Below are 16,394 nucleotides of genomic sequence, written 5' to 3' on the forward strand. Positions count from 1 at the left end.
TCAGCTGACCTTCTTCGCGTTCCGGATGGCGGTGGCGAGGTTCTCCAGCAGCGGCGCGGAGCCGGCGTACGAGAAGCGGGGAACCGCGTCCCACGGGCTCACCTGGTTGGCCTTGACCGCCGGCAGTTGCTGCCAGGTCGGCTTGGCTGTGAGGTCCTTGGCCTGCAAGGCGGTGCTGCGGTTGTCCAGCAGGATCAGGTCGGCCGGGAACTTGCCGGCGCTCTCCCAGCTCAGCGCCTCGAAGTAGTCGCCGGCTTCGAGCTTGGTGGGGACCACGATGTCGACGCCCAACTCAGCGAAGTACATCAGGTCGGTGCTGACCTTCGGGTTGGAGACGTAGAAGAGGTCGGGGCTGCCGGAGCAGGCCATCACCTTGATCCCGGGGTTGGCCTTGACCGCCTGCCGGACCGCCTCGGCGGCGGCGTCGAAGCGGGCCTTTCCGTCGGTGACCTTCTTCGCGGACAGGTCGGCGCCGAGCGACTCGGCCAGCGCCGCGTACCGCTCGATGGGCTTGGTCATCGGCACCCGGGCGGTGGTGATCGCCACACTGGGAGCCAGCGGGAGGATCTTGGCCTTGCTCTCGTCCGGCACGTACCAGAGCGCGTCCGGGTCGTACATGTGGGTGACCAGCAGTTCGGGGCGCAGGGCCGCGTACTTCTCCAGGCTGAACTCGCCCCACACGTTGCCGAGGATCTCGACGCCCTCGACGTTCAGGTCGCCGGCCTGCGGGTCGGCTGTGCCATCGGCGCGCTTGGTCTCACCGAACACGCCCACGAGCTGCTTGTCGAGACCGAAATCGATCAGGGCCGCCGCCACGCCGGTGAAGGCCACCACGCGGGTCGGACGGGTCGCCGCCTCCACCTTCGTGCCGCGGTCGTCGGTGAACGACCAGGGGCCACTTCCGTTGCCGGCGGCGGGCTTCGCGGCGTCGTCCTTGCCACAGGCGGCGAGCAGGGTGGCCAGCGTGGCGGCGCCACCGGCGGCCAGCAGGCCACGGCGGGAGAGGCGGCGGGCGGACAGGGCATCGGGCATGGTGTTGTCTTTCGATCAAGGGTTGGCCGGAGTCGACCAGGGCAGCGGGGTTAGGTTAGCCTAACCTCGGTCATTGTCAACAGCGGTACGCCGTGTCGCCATCACCCCGGAGCCCACACTGGACGCCACACCCACCGTCACCCGACCGGCACCGCCCGTGCCGGCCAGGGGAACGGCCGTACCCCCGAGCCGGCGTGGCCGCCGGGCGGCCCGCGCCGCCGGCCTGGTCACCGCCGTGGCACTGCTCGCGGTGATCGTGGTGCTCAGCATCGCGGTCGGCGCGAAGGCCATGCCGCTCGCCGACGTCTGGTCCGGGTTGCTGCACCGCGACGCCACCGAGTACGCCGTGGTGCACCGGATGCGTCTGCCCCGCACCCTGCTCGGGCTGCTCGCCGGCACCGCCCTCGGTGTGGCGGGCGCGGTCATGCAGGCCCTCACCCGCAACCCGCTCGCCGACCCCGGGCTGCTCGGCATCAACGCCGGAGCGTCCGCGGCCGTCGCCACCGCCGCCGCGTTCCTGGGCGTCACCGCCGTCGGCGGGTACGTCTGGTTCGCGCTGCTCGGCGCGGCGGCGGTGACCGCGCTCGTCTACGCCGTCGGCGGCGGACGCGGTGCCACCCCGGCCCGACTCGCGTTGGCCGGGGCGGCGCTCAACGCCACCCTCTACTCCTACGTGAGCGCGGTGATGCTGCTGGACACCGCGTCGCTGGAGCGGCTGCGTTTCTGGACGGTCGGCTCACTGGCCAGCGCGGACCCCGCGACCGTGACCCGGGTGCTGCCGTTCATCCTCATCGGGCTGCTGGTCGCGCTCGGTGCCGCCCGTCCGCTGAACGCGCTGGCGCTCGGCGATGACGCGGCGCGAGCCCTCGGCGCCCGACCGGCGCTGATCCGCGCCGCCGTGATCGTCGCGGTCACCCTGCTCTGCGGCGCGGCGACCGCCGCGTGCGGCCCGATCGTCTTCGTCGGGCTGCTGGTGCCGCACCTGGTCCGCGCCCTGACCGGCCCGGACCTGCGCTGGCTGCTGCCGTACTGCGCGGTGCTCTCGCCCGCGTTGCTGCTCGGCGCCGACGTGCTCGGCCGGGTGCTGGGCCGCCCCGGAGAACTCCAGGTCGGCATGGTGACCGCCGTGCTGGGCGGCCCGCTGTTCCTGTGGCTGGTCACCCGCCGACCGGTGGCGCAACCGTGAGCGAGCGCAGCGAGCGAACCGGCAGGTTCAGGATTGTGGCGCGTCGCGCCAGCGCGCAGCGAAGCGGAGCGATGGTGCGACGCGAGCGGAGCGAGCGAATCAGCAGGCTCAGTGTTGTGGCGCGTCGCGCCGGCACGCAGCGAAGCGGAGCGATGGTGCGACGCGAGCGGAGCGAGCGAATCAGCAGGCTCAGTGTTGTGGCGCGTCGCGCCGGCACGCAGCGAAGCGGAGCGATGGCGTGAGCGTCATTCGTACACCTGGGGGGTTGTCGCTGCGGTTTCGGCCTCGCGCGTTGGGCGTCGGGGCCGGCGCGGCGGTGCTCGCGGCCGGGTTCGGCCTGGTGGCCCTGGGCAGTGGTGACTACCCGATGGGGCCGGCGGACGTGCTGCGCACGCTGACCGGCGGCGGCAGTGTGGCGGAGCAGTTCATCGTGTTCGACCTGCGCCTGCCCCGACTGGTCACCGCCCTGTTGGTCGGTGCGGCGTTGGCTCTCGCCGGCACTGTGTTCCAGTCGCTGGTTCGCAACCCGTTGGGCAGCCCGGACATCCTGGGCTTCACCCAGGGCGCGTCGACCGGGGCGCTGGTGGTTGTCGTCCTCGGTGGCAGCAGCCTGGCGCTGGCCGGTGCCGCGGTCGTCGGTGGCCTCGGCACCGGTCTGGTGATCTACGCGCTCGCCTGGCGGCGCGGAGTGCACGGTTACCGGCTCATCCTGGTCGGCATCGGGGTGGCGGCGATCCTGACCGGCGTCAACGGCTACCTGCTGACCCGGGCGCCCCTGATGGACGCCGCCCGCGCGGTGCTCTGGCTCACCGGCAGCCTGGACGGGCGTGGCTGGGCCAACGCCGGGCCGCTGCTCGCCGTCCTGGTCGTGTTGGCGCCGCTGATGCTCGTCGGCTGCGCCCCGGCGCTGCGGATGATGGAGTTGGGCGACGACGCGGCCAGCGCCCTGGGCGTGCCGGTACGCCGGCTGCGCCTGGTGCTGCTCGCTGCCGCCGTGCTGCTGGTCTCGTTCGCCGCGGCCGCCGCCGGGCCGGTGTCCTTCGTGGCGCTCGTCGCCCCGCACGTGGCGAAACGACTGACCCGGGCCCCGGGCCCGAACCTGCTGCCGTCGATGGCCGTCGGCGCGGCGCTGCTGGTCGGGGCCGACCTGGTGGCGCAGCGCGCGTTCGCCGGGCACCAACTCCCGGTCGGCGTGGTGACCGGCGTGATCGGCGGCGGTTACCTGGTCTGGCTGCTGGCGATGGAACGTCGGGCGGGCCGACTGTGAACAATCGTGACGCCCTCGAAGGAGCACCCATGCGACCTGGCGATTCCCGACTCGGCGGCACCGCGCTGACCCTCGCCTACGACCAGCGCACCATCGCCGAGAACCTGACAGTGGCGGTGCCCGACAGGTCCTTCACGGTGATCATCGGCCCGAACGCGTGCGGCAAGTCGACGCTGCTGCGCGCACTGTCCCGGATGCTGCGCCCCAGCGCCGGTGCCGTGCTGCTGGACGGACGGGACATTCACGACCTGCCGGCCCGCAAGGTGGCCCGTACGCTCGGCCTGCTGCCGCAGTCGTCGATCGCACCGGACGGCATCAGCGTCGCCGAGCTGGTCGCCCGGGGTCGCTACCCCCACCAGGGGTTGCTGCGGCAGTGGTCCCGCGAGGACGAGCGGGTGGTCGAGGAGTCGATGGCCGCGACCGGGGTCGACGACCTCGCCGACCGGGCGGTGGACGAGCTGTCCGGCGGGCAGCGGCAGCGGGTCTGGATCGCCATGGCGTTGGCGCAGCAGACCCCCCTGCTGCTGCTCGACGAGCCGACCACGTACCTCGACATCGCCCACCAGATCGAGATCCTGGACCTCTGCGCCCGGCTGCACGAGGAGCAGGGCCGCACGCTTGTCGCCGTTCTGCACGACCTGAACCACGCGGCCCGCTACGCCACCCACCTGATCGCCATGCGCGACGGACGCGTGGTGGCCGCCGGGGAGCCCGCGTCGGTGGTCACCGCCGACCTGGTGGCGGAGGTGTTCGGGCTGCCCTGCCGGGTGATCGACGACCCGGAGACGGGCACCCCGCTGGTCGTCCCCGCGGCCCGACGCCGCGCCACCACCCTGGCCCCGGAGCCGGCGTGAGCGAGCACAGCCAGCACAGCAAGCACAGCGGCGAGCGGCGTTTCCGCGACCCGTGGGGGGTGCCGCACCTGCGGGCCGACGACCCGCTCGCGCTGGCGGTGGCGCAGGGCCGGGTGACCGCGTACGACCGGGCCTGGCAGATCGAGGTGGAACGGCACCGCGCCCAGGGCACCAGCGCGGCGTTCCTCGGGCCCGACGCGCTCGGCTGGGACCGGTTCGTCCGGCAGGTCCGGCTCGACGACACGGCACGCCGCTGCCACGCCTCGCTGGACCCGACGACCGCCGAGTGGGTGGGCGCCTACGTGGACGGCGTCAACGCCGGTCTCACCGCCGGGGCGGCCCGGTCACCGGAGTTCGCCGCCACCGGGCTGCGCCCGGGTCGGTGGGAGCCGTGGACGCCGCTCGCGGTCTGGCTGGGCCACCACATCCTGTTCGCCGGGTTCCCCGGCAAGCTCTGGCGCGAGCACGTGGCGCAGCGGCTCGGGCCGGACGCGATCGACCTGTTCGCCACCGACGGGCCGGCCGTGGCCGGCAGCAACGGGTGGCTGCTCGCCGCCGAGCGCACCGGTACCGGGGCGGCGCTGCTCGGCGGCGATCCGCACCGGTTCATCGAGGATCCCGGCGTCTACCAGCAGATCCGGCTGGCCTGCCCGGAGTACGACGTGGTCGGGTTGGCGGTGCCGGGTGTGCCGGGCATCGCGCACTTCGGGCACACCGGCGGGGTGGCCTGGGCGATCACCAACGCGATGGCCGACTACCAGGACGTGTACGCGGAGCGGCTGCGCCGCGACGGCCCCCGGGTGCAGGCGCTCGGCCCGGACGGTTGGCGACCGGTGCACCGCCACGTCGAGACGATCGAGGTGGCCGGGGCCGACCCGGTCGAGGTCGAGGTGGTGGAGACCGACCGTGGTCCGGTGATCGCCGGTGGGCCGGACGACGAGACCGCCGTCAGCCTGCGCTACCCGCCCCGGGTCCGGGGTGACCTCGGTTTCGCGACACTGCCGGAGCTGCTGCGCGCCCGAACCGTGGCCGATGTGGACCACGCGCTGCGGCACTGGGTGGAGCCGGTCAACGTGGTGCAGGCGGCGGACACCGCCGGAGGGCTGTTGCACCGGGTCGCCGGGGCGGTGCCGGTGCGGCACCCGGAGAACGGCCGACGGGTGGTCCCCGGATGGGACGCCGCGTACGCCTGGCAGGGCTGGCACGCGCCGATGCCCCGCGCCGAGGTGGTCGGTCGGTCGGTGATGGCCAACGAGCGCGGGCTGGCGGCGCCGCTCGGGGTGGAGTTCGCCCCACCGCACCGGGCGCATCGCATCGCCGAGCTGCTCGACGCCCGTTCGGCGTGGACGGCCGACGAGATGGCCTCGGTGCACACCGACACGTACCTGGGCGCGGCGGGGCCGCTCTTGGCGGTCCTCGCCGAGTCGACGGGGCTCGGTCCGGCCGCCGCCGCGCTGCGTGAACGACTGCTGCGCTGGGATCGCCGGATGGCCGCCGACAGCACGGACGCGGCGGCCTACGCCATCCTGCGGGCGGCTGTCGTACGCCGGATCGCCGCCCACCCGACGCTGGCCGCGCTGGCCGAGCTGCCCGCGTACCCCGAGGTGTTCGCGCCCTGGCTGGCGCTGACGCCGCGCGTCGGTCACGCGCTGGAGCACCTGCTCGGCGCGACCCCGCTGCCCGGTGTGGACATCACCGCGCTGGTGCGCGCGGCGGCCGAGGAGGTCGCCGACGCGGCGGCCGGGCAGGTGCCGTGGGGGGACCTGCACCGGCTGGTGCCCTGGCGGGCCCTGCCCGGCCCGGACACCGGGCCCGGCCCCCGGCTCGACGGTGACCACGACTGTGTGTTGGCCACCTCCAGCGTGCCCGGGGTCACCCACTGGTGCTTCCGGGGGCCGGCGGCGCGCTTCGTCTGGGACCTGGCCCGCCGCGCGGACAGCCGCTGGGTGGTCCCGCTGGGCGCCTGCGGGGCGCCCGGCGACCCGCACCACGACGACCAGAGCCCCGCCTGGCTGGCCGGGGACCTGCTGCCGGTCATCACGGACTGGGACCAGCTCGCCGAGGAACGGGACTGACGGCACCGGCCGCCACCGGGGTGCGAGGCACCCCGGACGGCGGCCGGCCGCAGTGGCGTCAGCGCAGGCCGAACGCCCGGCTGATGCTCTGACTCACGGTGTTGCCGGCGGTGTCCCGCGCGGTGGTCCGCAGGCTCACGAAGCCGGCCTTACCCGGTGCGGCCAACGAGGTACGCCAGCCGTCGCCGTGCCGGGTCAGCCGCTGCTTCTGCCAGGTCGCCCCGTCGTCGTAGGACACCTCGACGGTCACCGCGCCGATCGTGCCGGTGACGTCGGGCAGGTGGGAGGCGACCACGGTCAGCGGTGCCCGCCGCGACGCCTTGCCGGCGGAGTCGATGGCCACCTGGTAGTCCATCTGGATCATCGGCAGGACCTCGGCCGACTCCTCCCCGGTGACCGCCGAGTGGAAGCCCCACTCGGTGCGGGTCTGCCGGGAGTACGGGTTGGTCCACGCGGCCCGGTCGTTCTCCACCACCAGCCGGTACGGCAGTCGCTGAGACGCCAGCCCGGAGACCTGGAGGTACTCGGCGTTACCCCAGTTCAGCTCCCTGTCGCCCTGGTAGAGGGTGGTCCGGTTGACCATGTCGTAGTTCGCGTACGCCTCACCGATGTGGCCGCCCCCGTCGCCCCACCCGGGCGCGGGCAGATAGACGGTGTCCAGGTACCGGACCGGCACGTAGTTCCCGCCCATCCGGGGTCGCTGGATCGGCCCGAACCAGGTGACGGCGCTCGGCTTGCCGGCCGGGTACGTGGTCACCGCCATCAGGTGCTGACCGGTCTCGCCGGCGATGAACGCGTCGTCGATCCACCGCTGGTCGGCGCTCACCCAGTCGGTGCGCCGGCCCTGCGCCGGGGCCGGCTCCTGGTTGCTCGACGCCCAACCGCGCCAGACGTCGGTGCGGAACTCCAGCGCCTTGCCCTGCCGGTAGTTGCGGAACTCCACGTCGACCCGGGCCAACTGCCGCTTCGTGGGCCGGTAGGTGGGGTCGGCCGGCACCGTGCCGTTCCAGTGGTGCGCCACGTCGTACAGGTAGCTGGTCTCCGGGTGCGACTCGACGGTGAGCCGCACCGCGCCGCGCTCCAGCGCGGCGATGAGCTGCCCACCCTCGTCGGCGCCGAGCGTGGCCACGGTCACCGGGGCCGGGCTCTCCGGGCTCCACGGCGCCTCGTCCCACGGCTGGAGCCGACCGACGCCGTCGTTGACCACGAGCAGCAGCTTCGCTCCGGCCGCCGCGGCGGCCTGCGCCTGGGTGGCGATGTCCACACTGTCACTGCGGCGCACCACCACGGCCCGGTCCCGGACCGGACGCTTGGCCAGCCCCGCCGCCGACGCGTCGGCGACGTAGACCGCGTCCATCTGGCGACGACCGGCCGGCAGCGCCGGGGTCGCCCGCTTCACCAACAGATCGTCGTACGAGCGACCGCCCGCCGAGACGGTCAGGGCCGGCTGCTCCAGCCGCCACCGGGCGCCGAACTCGAACTCGCCGTCGGTCACCGGACGGCTCGTCGGCAACGCCCACATGCTGTCGTACGAGTCGTCGGGCAGCACCTGACTCTCGGTGAGACCGTTCTTCGTGGACCGGTGGATGTCCATCCGCAGCGCGCTGGCGGTGGCCTCCTGCGGCACCCGGGCCTGCACCTGTCGGGCGGCGCGCGCGTCCAGGGTGACGGTGCGGTCCCGGTCCAGGTTCACGTCGGTGAAGCTGAGCATCGCCATGCCCTTGGAGTGCGGCCCGTGCGCGCCGCGCACGTCCGCGGAGATCCAACCGTTCCAGCTCGCCACCGGCAGCCGCAGCGTGGCGGTGCCGCTCTCGGGCAGGTCCACGGCGGTGAACAGGGTGTCAGTGGTGAGGATGACCTTGCCGACGAGTGGCTTGCCGTCCCGGTCCTTGGCGACCAGCGTCAGGTTCTGCCGCTGGCCTTCCTTGCCGGCCCCGATCAGGGTGCGGCCGCGCACCGCACCGGCGTCGTCAGTGGCGACGATCATGCCGCTTACCTGCTTCTCCACCGGCAGCTTGTCGTACGCGGCGGTCACCGTCACGGTGGCGGTGCCGCCCACGGGCACGGTGACCCGGTCGGCGGAGAGCGCGAACAGTCCGGCCGGCGCGGTGGCCGCGTCGAGGGCCAGTTTCAGGTCGACCGGCGCGCTGCCGACGTTGGTGTAGGTGACCGTGCGGTCGACGGACATGCCCGGCTGCTGAGGCCACGCCTGGAAGCCGGAGTAGGCGCTCGGGGTGGCGAAGACGGTGGCGTGCGCGGCCGCGACCGCGTCGACCCGACCGGCACCCGCCTGGTACGGGGTGTACTCGGGGGTGGCCTTGACCGTGCTGACCAGCGCTTCCTTGATCCGCTGACCGGTCCAATCCGGGTGCGCGGCGGCGACCAGCGCCGCCGTGCCGGCCACGTGCGGGGTGGCCATCGACGTGCCGCTCATCAGCGTGTAATCGCCGGATCCGCCCCGCACCAGGTGCGAGCGGGCCGCCAGGATGTCCACGCCGGGGGCGGTGATCTCGGGCTTGAGCCCGCCGTCGCCGGCGCGTGGCCCCTGGCTGGAGAAGTCGGCGAGGTGGTCGGTGTTGTCGACGGCGCCCACGGTGAGCGCGGAGTTGGCGGCACCCGGGCTGCCGATGGAGGCCGGGCCGCTGTTGCCGGCGGCGATCACGAAGAGGGCGCCGGTCTCGGCGCTGAGCCGCTCGACCGCCTGGCTCATCGGGTCGCTGCCGTCGGTGGCCTCACCGCCCAGGCTCATGCTGACCACCCGGGCCTTCTGCGCACGGGCCGCCCACTCCATGCCGGCGATGATCCACGAGTTCTGCCCGCTGCCCTCGCTGTTGAGGACCTTGCCGATGTGCAGCCGGGCGCCGGGGGCGACACCCCGCTCGGCGCCACCGGACGCGGCGCCGGTGCCGGCGATCGTCGAGGCTACGTGCGTGCCGTGGCCCTTGTAGTCGAGGATGTCGGGCTCTTCGGGCACGAAGCTGCTGGACTCGGCGATCTGGCCGACGAGGTCGGGGTGTTCGGCGTCCGCCCCAGAGTCGAGCACCGCGACGTCGACACCGGTGGCGGTGTTGCCCTCGGCCCACAGCTTCGGCGCGCCGATCTGCGCGGTGGACTCGGTCAGGTCCGCGTGCACCCGACCGTCCAACCAAACCTTGGCGATGCCGTTGGCCAGGGTCGGGGCGTCACCCGTACGCCGGGTCGAACCGGCGGTCAGCGCGGTCCAGAACCGCTCGGCGGTGGCGCGCTGGCGGGTCAGCGCCGCGCCCTGCACGCTGTCCAACGGTCGGACCAGTTCGGCACCGTCCACGGCGGGGCGGGTGCGGTTGCGAGCCGCCGCGTCGGTCATCGTGACGATCAGCGGAAGCGCGTCGGTGTGCGCGTCGTCGTAGCCGTCGGCGATGAGATCGGTGACGTTGAACAGTTGCCGGTCCAGCACACCACTTGTCACATAGGACAGTGCCGCGTCCGGGTAGACGTAGGTGTCGCCGTCGCGCACGGTGCGGTGGAAACTCGGGGTGCTGCCGTCCGGCCGGCGCACTGTCGACACCGTGCTGCCGTCCGCCGCGGTGGTGACGGTGACCGTGTCACCGGTGATCAGGGTGACGGTGGACGCGCGTCCGGCGGCGGCCGGGGGTTGACCCGCCGGACGGTCGGGGTTGTTCGGCGGGGCGGCGGCCGCTCCCGCGCCGGGTGGGGTGAACCCGGCCGCCAGGGTGAGGGCGGCGCCGAGGGCGATCAGCCCGGATCGGCGGCGCCGGTGAGACAGAGCCACGATGACCTCTTTGTGTCGAGAAGTGGTACGCACCACAGCATCGACGCAGCGCCCACCCCAACCGCGCACCGCACCCCGACGCACTTACGCCATGGCGCAACCCCGCCACCCCACCCCACCCCACCCCGCCCGCGCCCCGCCCCCGGCCCGCCCCGCCCCCGGTCCGCCCCGCCCCCGGTCGATCATGGACTTGTGGTGCCCGACGTCGGGTCAAATGCGCCTTTCGCACCCCACCACAACTCCATGATCGACGGGGGCGGGGTGGGGCGGGGCGGGGGGCGGCGGGGCGGGGCGGGGGGCGGCGGGGGGCGGGGGGCGGGGGGAATTACAGGGTGGGGCGGGTCAGTTTGGCTAGGGCGTCTAGTTGGGTGGGGTCGGAGAGGGCGGAGCCGACGGCAACCACGCGTACGCCTGCTTGCAGGAACGCACCGGCGTTGCCGGCGTCGAGGCCGCCCGTGGCGACGAAGCGCAACTGCGGCAGCGGGCCGGCGACGGCCTTGAACCAGGCCGGCCCGAGGGAGATCGCGGGGAACGCCTTGAGCCAGGTGAGGCCGTGCCGCAGTGCCTGCTGGGCCTCGGTGGGGGTGGCCACACCGGGCAGGTGCGGCAGGCCACGCGCGGCGGCGGCGTCGGCGACCGCGAGGTCCAGGCCGGGCGCGACGGTGAACCGGGCGCCCGCGTCGGCCGCCGCGGCGACCTGTTCGACGTCGAGCACGGTGCCGGCGCCGACGATCCGGTCGCGCTCGGCCCCCGCCTCGACGGCGGCCCGCAGCGCCGGCACCGCGTCGGCGGTGGCCACCGGAACCTCCACCACGTCGATGCCGAGGTCCCAGGCACGTTCGGCGAGCCGAACGGTCTCGGCGACCGGCAGGCCGCGCAGGATCGCCATCACCCGGGCGCCGCCGAAGATGTGGTCGAAGTCCGGTGTGGTCATGGTGCACTCCATCCGAGGTCGCGGTGGGACTGTTGCTGCTGGTCGGGTCGCAACCCGGCGGCCCGACTCAGGTCGTCGCCCCCGGGTCGGTCAGGTCGAGCGGCGACCAGGCGTCGGCGGGGGCGTCGATGAGTTTCTCGAACCAGGCCCACGGTGGGACGGGGGCGTTGTCGCCGCTGCTGGTCAACGCCTGCGCCGCGACGAGGTGACCGAGGCGCAACCGCCGCACCGGGTCGAGGCCACGTAGCAGCCCGGCCAGGTAGCCGGCGGCGAAGGCGTCTCCGGCGCCGACCGGCTCCACCACCGTCACGCGCGGCGCGGGCACGAAGACCGGTTCGGCGTCGCGGACCAGCGCGGTGGCGCCCACCGCGCCGTCCTTGACCACCACCGTCTCCGGGTCGGGCAACAGCTCGCGTACGGCCGTCGGGTCGGTGGTGCCCCAGAGGGTCTCCGCCTCGTCCTGCCCGACGAAGACGAGGTCGCAGCGGTTGGCGAGGTCGCGCAGCACCGGTGCGGCCTGCTCGGCGGGCCACAGCCGGGCCCGGTGGTTGACGTCGAAACTGACCAACGCCTCCGCCAGCGGTCGGTCGGTCACCGCGTGCTCTACCAGCGCCCGGCAGGACGCGGAGAGCGCCGGGGTGATCCCGGACAGGTGCAGCACCCGGGCACCGGCCAGCGCCGGGTCGGCCAGCGTGGCGGGGTCCATCCGGGCGGCCGCCGACCCGGCCCGGTAGTAGTGCACGGCGGTCCCCTCCGGGCCCGGGTCCTTGACGTACAGGCCGGTGGGGGCGGTCGGGTCCACGCACACCTGGTCGACGCGGACGCCGGCCGCGGCGACGTGCCGGACGACGGCCCGACCGAAGGGGTCGTCGCCGACCCGGCTCACCCAGGTCGTCAGGTGTCCCAGGCGGGCCAGGTAACCGGCCACGTTGGACTCGGCCCCACCGACCGAGACGGCGACCCGCTCGGCACGCTCCAGCGGCTCACCCGGCGCGGGGCAGAGCACCACCATCGTCTCCCCCACCGCGGCCACCTCGATCGACGGAAGGCCGGCCGGGGCACTGGCCTGGTCAGGTCGGGGGGCGGTCGGCATCGGGCACACGTCCTCGCGGCGGGGGGTGCTGGGCGTCGCCGAGCCTAGGTGTCCCGCGCGGGACGGGCAACCTGTCGCGCGTCACACCTCGACGCTCAGGGCAACGTCAGCCCGTACGCGGCCAGCACCTCCGCGATCGGCTGGTAGTAGGTGGTGCCGCCGGCGGTGCAGTTGCCGGTGCCGCCGGAGAGGATGCCGAGGATGGTGCCGGTGGAGGCCACGTAGAGCGGCCCGCCGCTGTCCCCCGGCTCGGCGCAGATGTTGGTGCGGATCAGGCCGTAGATCACGCCGGTGGAGTAGTTGACGGTCTGGTTGAGACCGGTGACGGTGCCGCAGCGCACGCCGGTGGTGCTGCCGCTGCGGCACACCGCCTGACCGATGTACGCGTTGCCGGGGCCGTTGATGGTCAGCAGGCCGGGGTAGGTGTAGACCGCGCTCGGGTGGGCGATCCGGCCGGTGTAGCGGATCAGCCCGTAGTCGTTGGTGGGGTAGCTGGTGGCGGTGCGGGTGCCGAGCACTGTGGTCCGGGCGCTGTCGGCGTACCAGGTGGCGGCGGCGGTTGTGCAGTGCCCGGCGGTGATCACGTAATAGGTGCTGCCGCTGCGCGCGTTCGCGCCGAGCGAGCAGCGCGCGCCACCGCCGCCGTAGATGCCCTGCCCGCCGGCGATCAGGGGACGCAGCGTTCCGGGCTCGCGGCGCAGCAGCACGCCGGCCCGGTCGGTCACCGCCCGCAGCTCGGCCAGTTCACTGGAGTCCACGGTGTCGTCGACGGTGAGTGTCATCCGGCCGGTGGCGGGGTCGACACCCCAGGCAGCGCCCGGGGTGCGTACCCCGGTCAGCAGGGCCGCCGGGTCGGCGGCGGGCGCGGCGACCCGGTCGGGGACGGCGGCCTGCGCCGCGCCGGGCGCGACGAGCAGCAGGATGGTCAGGACGAGGGCGGCCAGCGGGGAGCGGCGCATCCGAACCTCCGAAGAGATCGAGATTGATGGATGCGGTAAAGCATCGCCCGGCGTCCGACGCCGTGGCAACCTCAAGCCGCCTTCTTCCCCGCCCGGCGGGAATCGCCGATCCGGGGACGGCCCGTGTCGGGGCCGCCGATAATTCCCGGGGAGACGCGGCGGGAGGCCAGGCATGACCATCAAAGGGAATGCGGCGCTGGTACGCCGGCGGGACCAGTCGACCCGGGCAACGCTGCTGGAGTTGCTCTTCGACGTGGTCTTCGTGGCCGCGCTCGCACTGACATCGAAACTGTTGTCCGAAGAGGTCTCCTGGTCCGGCGCCGCCAAGCTGCTGCTGATGCTGACCGCCGTCTGGTGGACGTGGTCGGTCACCACGACCACTACCGAGTTCTACGACCCGCAGCAACGCCCGATCCAGGCCATCCTGATGATCGCCATGGTCGGGTCGGTGGGGATGGCGGCATCGCTGCCGATGGTCAGCATCGGGCACCTGATGCTCTTCGTGATCTCGTACGTCGGCACGCACGTGATTCGCTGCATCATCCTGGTCATCGCCTTGCACCGGCAGGGGCACCGGACGGCCAGGGAGCGGGCCACCCGGTTTCTCTTCTGGTTCACGGTGTCCGGCGTCTTCTGGGTCATCGGCGCGCTGTCAGAGACTCCGAACTGGGGGCTCTGGACGATAGCCATAGCGATCGACCTGGTCGCCGGGGCGGCCCGCTACCCCACACCCTGGTTGGGCCGGGTGCCGCTCGTGCAGTACGGGCGGACCACCGAGCATCTGGGCGAGCGGTACCAGCAGTTCATCATCCTGGCCCTCGGCGACATCATCCTGTTGCCGACGTTGCAGGTCAGCCGGGGCCACCTCGATCACCTCCGGCTCACCTCCCTGCTCTGTGCCTTTGCCACCATGCTGCTGCTCTGGCAGATCTACGTCTTCCGCGCCGGCGAGTTGTTGGTGGCGGCCGGGTCCAAGGGGAGCCGGGCAACGCGGCTGGCTCCGTTCACCCATCTGGTCATGCTGGCCGGCGTGGCCGCCACTGCCGCCACCTTCGACCTGGTCGTCACCAGGCCGACCGGAACCACGCCGGTGCCGTGGCTCGTGCTGATCATCACCGGCCCGACGCTGTTCGTGGTCGGCCGCGTCCTGTTCACCATGGCGGTGTCGTGGGTCGTGCCGTGGCGGCGAATTGCCTGGCAGCTCTTGCCGCTGCTGGTGCTGCCGTGGGCCGGCGGTTGGCCGCCGGTGCTGGTAGCCGCGATCGTGGCGCTCGGGTTGGCCGGTCACATCCTGTTTCCCGGAGCAGCCCGGGAGACCACGCCGGGCCTGCGGCTACGGCAACCCGACGACTGACCCCTGCCCCTCCCCGACCGGCGGGAATCGCCGATCCGGGGACGGGCCGCGCCGGCACCGCCGATAATCCTCGGAGACACGGCGGGAGGCCGGGCATGACCACCGGAGGCACCGCGGCGCTGGTACGCCGGCCGGACGGTTCGACGCGGGCCACGCTGCTGGAGTTGCTCTTCGACGTGGTCTTCGTGGCCTCGCTCGCGCTGACCTCGACCCTGCTCGCGGAAAGCCACAACTGGTTCGGCGCCGCGATGGTCCTGCTGATGCTGACCGCGATCTGGTGGACCTGGTCGGTCACCTCCACCACCACCGAGTTCTACGACCCGCAGCAGCGCCCCATCCAGGCCATCCTGATGGTCGCCATGGTCGGTTCGGTGGGGATGGCGGCATCGTTGCCGATGGTCTCCGACGGGCACGCGATGGTCTTCGCGATCTCCTACGTCGGCACGCACGTGATCCGCGGCATCATCCTGGTCACGACGTTGTACCGGAAGCGACATCGGGCGGCCATGGTCCGGGCCACCCGGTTCTTCTTCTGGTTCGTGGTGTCCGGCGTCTTCTGGATCACCGGCGCGGCGTCCGGCTCTGTGAACTGGACCCTCTGGACCATCGCCATCACGATCGACCTGCTCTCCGCGGCGGCGCGCTACCCCACGCCCTGGCTGGGCCGGGTGCCCTCCGAGCAGTACGAGCGGACCACCGCGCATCTGGGCGAGCGGTACCAGCAGTTCATCATCCTGGCCCTCGGCGACATCATCCTGGTTCCCACGTTGCAGGTCAGCCGGGGCCCGCTGGCCGGACTCCGGGTCGCCGCGCTGCTCTGCGCGTTCGCCATCATGCTGCTGCTCTGGCAGGTCTACGTCTTCCGGGCCGGCGAGTTGCTGGAGGCTGGGGCCGGGCCGAAGTCGGGCCGGCCGGCCCGGGTGGCTCCGTACACCCATCTGGTGATGCTGGCCGGGGTGGTCGCCACGGCGGCCTCGTTCGACCGGGTCGTCACCCGGCCGACCGGCACCACGCCGGTGGGGTGGTTGTTACTGATCCTGGGCGGCCCCGCGCTGTTCGTGATCGGCCGCGTCCTGTTCACCCTGCTGGTGTCCATGCTCGTGCCGTGGCGGCGAATGCTCTGCCTCCCCCTGCCGCTGCTGATCCTGCCGTGGGCCGGCCGCTGGCCGCCCCTGCTGGTCGCCGCGGTCGTGGCGCTCACGCTGGCGGCGCACATCCTGGTTCCGGGAGCGGCCCGGGAGACCACACCGGGCCTGCGGATGCGGCAATCCGACGACTGACCCTGCCTATTCAGGCGAAGTGTCGAGCGGCCCACTGGGCGAGGTCCCGGGCGCACGCGTCCACCGACTCCTTCCAGGTCCGGGCCGCGCCCTCCCCCGCCTCGTCGCTGACCTGCTTGACCAGCCGGCACGGCACGCCGGCCTGCGCGGCGGCCCAGGCCACCGCGTACCCCTCCATGTCGACCAGGTCGGCGCGCTGCGCCAACCGGTCCCGCTCCGCGTCGTCGGCCACGAAGGTGTCACCGGTGGCGAGCACCGCGCCCTCGGCGGCCAGCGACAGTGGCGCCCCGTAGGTCTCCCCGGTGAGCGTACGCAGCAGGTCGGTGTCCAGGTCGTGCTGGAGCACGGTGGCGACCTCGTGGATGCCGGCCCAGCCGGGGCGCAACGCGCCCGCCGTACCCAGGTTGAGCAGCAGGGCGGGGCGCGGCCCGGCGGCCAGCACCGCGGCCACCGCGCTGGCGGCGTTCACCTTGCCCATGCCGGTGAGCAGGACCGGCAGCTCGGGCGGCAGGTAGCGGGCCTCCTCCCCCACGGCAAGAACCACCAACGGACGATCGGCGCGGACCGTACCTCGAAGATTCACCGGAG

At 73.2% G+C, this 16,394-nt stretch carries 12 protein-coding genes; 6 read left to right on the top strand and 6 right to left on the bottom strand.

What is annotated here, in order from left to right; translation table 11 throughout:
- Complete coding sequence (locus ACQRWP_RS12330; protein ID WP_430502361.1) at positions 1–1,032, bottom strand: ABC transporter substrate-binding protein; 1,032 nt, start codon at positions 1,030–1,032, stop codon at positions 1–3.
- 235 nt (positions 1,033–1,267) lie between these two features.
- On the opposite strand from ACQRWP_RS12330, the gene ACQRWP_RS12335 reads away from it, so the two are divergent.
- From ACQRWP_RS12335 to ACQRWP_RS12350, 4 genes are all read left to right on the top strand, one after another.
- Complete coding sequence (locus ACQRWP_RS12335; protein WP_430503192.1) at positions 1,268–2,218, top strand: FecCD family ABC transporter permease; 951 nt, start codon at positions 1,268–1,270, stop codon at positions 2,216–2,218.
- A 238-nt stretch (positions 2,219–2,456) separates the two neighbouring features.
- Positions 2,457–3,485, top strand: a complete 1,029-nt coding sequence (locus ACQRWP_RS12340) for a FecCD family ABC transporter permease (RefSeq protein ID WP_430502362.1) — start codon at positions 2,457–2,459, stop codon at positions 3,483–3,485.
- A gap of 29 nt (positions 3,486–3,514) precedes the next feature.
- Complete coding sequence (locus tag ACQRWP_RS12345) at positions 3,515–4,339, top strand: ABC transporter ATP-binding protein (protein ID WP_091398778.1); 825 nt, start codon at positions 3,515–3,517, stop codon at positions 4,337–4,339.
- A complete protein-coding gene (locus tag ACQRWP_RS12350; protein WP_430502363.1) occupies positions 4,336–6,414 on the top strand; it encodes a penicillin acylase family protein in 2,079 nt (692 codons plus the stop codon). The genes ACQRWP_RS12345 and ACQRWP_RS12350 overlap by 4 nt, the downstream gene beginning before the upstream one ends.
- 58 nt (positions 6,415–6,472) lie before the next feature.
- On the opposite strand, the gene ACQRWP_RS12355 is transcribed toward ACQRWP_RS12350, so the two are convergent.
- From ACQRWP_RS12355 to ACQRWP_RS12370, 4 genes are all read right to left on the bottom strand, one after another.
- A complete protein-coding gene (locus ACQRWP_RS12355; protein WP_430502364.1) occupies positions 6,473–10,186 on the bottom strand; it encodes a S8 family serine peptidase in 3,714 nt (1,237 codons plus the stop codon).
- Between the two features lie 325 nt (positions 10,187–10,511).
- Positions 10,512–11,120 carry a bifunctional 4-hydroxy-2-oxoglutarate aldolase/2-dehydro-3-deoxy-phosphogluconate aldolase gene (locus ACQRWP_RS12360; RefSeq protein WP_430502365.1) on the bottom strand — a complete coding sequence of 203 codons (609 nt, stop codon included), beginning with the start codon at positions 11,118–11,120 and terminating at the stop codon, positions 10,512–10,514.
- A 67-nt stretch (positions 11,121–11,187) separates the two neighbouring features.
- The gene (locus ACQRWP_RS12365) at positions 11,188–12,213 is read right to left on the bottom strand and encodes a sugar kinase (RefSeq protein ID WP_430502366.1); all 1,026 of its coding nucleotides are present in this window, start codon (positions 12,211–12,213) and stop codon (positions 11,188–11,190) included.
- A gap of 95 nt (positions 12,214–12,308) precedes the next feature.
- A complete protein-coding gene (locus tag ACQRWP_RS12370; RefSeq protein ID WP_430502367.1) occupies positions 12,309–13,172 on the bottom strand; it encodes a S1 family peptidase in 864 nt (287 codons plus the stop codon).
- Between the two features lie 172 nt (positions 13,173–13,344).
- On the opposite strand from ACQRWP_RS12370, the gene ACQRWP_RS12375 reads away from it, so the two are divergent.
- Positions 13,345–14,526: a low temperature requirement protein A gene (locus ACQRWP_RS12375; RefSeq protein ID WP_430502368.1), complete on the top strand. Its 1,182-nt coding sequence runs from the start codon at positions 13,345–13,347 to the stop codon at positions 14,524–14,526.
- Positions 14,527–14,621: 95 nt separating this feature from the next.
- Positions 14,622–15,806, top strand: coding sequence for a low temperature requirement protein A (locus tag ACQRWP_RS12380; protein WP_430502369.1), 1,185 nt, complete (start codon positions 14,622–14,624; stop codon positions 15,804–15,806).
- A gap of 10 nt (positions 15,807–15,816) precedes the next feature.
- On the opposite strand, the gene ACQRWP_RS12385 is transcribed toward ACQRWP_RS12380, so the two are convergent.
- Positions 15,817–16,389: a nucleosidase gene (locus ACQRWP_RS12385; protein ID WP_430502370.1), complete on the bottom strand. Its 573-nt coding sequence runs from the start codon at positions 16,387–16,389 to the stop codon at positions 15,817–15,819.
- Positions 16,390–16,394: the final 5 nt, after the last annotated feature.

Source organism: Micromonospora trifolii (assembly GCF_050516465.1).
GTDB classification, from domain to species: Bacteria; Actinomycetota; Actinomycetes; order Mycobacteriales; family Micromonosporaceae; genus Micromonospora; species Micromonospora trifolii.

Excerpts from the sequence above, each read along its gene's own strand:
- ACQRWP_RS12330 (WP_430502361.1), bottom strand. The coding sequence starts at position 1,032 with ATGCCCGATGCCCTGTCCGCCCGCCGCCTCTCCCGCCGTGGCCTGCTG.
- ACQRWP_RS12360 (WP_430502365.1), bottom strand. The coding sequence starts at position 11,120 with ATGACCACACCGGACTTCGACCACATCTTCGGCGGCGCCCGGGTGATG.
- ACQRWP_RS12380 (WP_430502369.1), top strand. The coding sequence starts at position 14,622 with ATGACCACCGGAGGCACCGCGGCGCTGGTACGCCGGCCGGACGGTTCG.
- ACQRWP_RS12365 (WP_430502366.1), bottom strand. The coding sequence starts at position 12,213 with ATGCCGACCGCCCCCCGACCTGACCAGGCCAGTGCCCCGGCCGGCCTT.
- ACQRWP_RS12375 (WP_430502368.1), top strand. The coding sequence starts at position 13,345 with ATGACCATCAAAGGGAATGCGGCGCTGGTACGCCGGCGGGACCAGTCG.
- ACQRWP_RS12370 (WP_430502367.1), bottom strand. The coding sequence starts at position 13,172 with ATGCGCCGCTCCCCGCTGGCCGCCCTCGTCCTGACCATCCTGCTGCTC.
- ACQRWP_RS12345 (WP_091398778.1), top strand. The coding sequence starts at position 3,515 with ATGCGACCTGGCGATTCCCGACTCGGCGGCACCGCGCTGACCCTCGCC.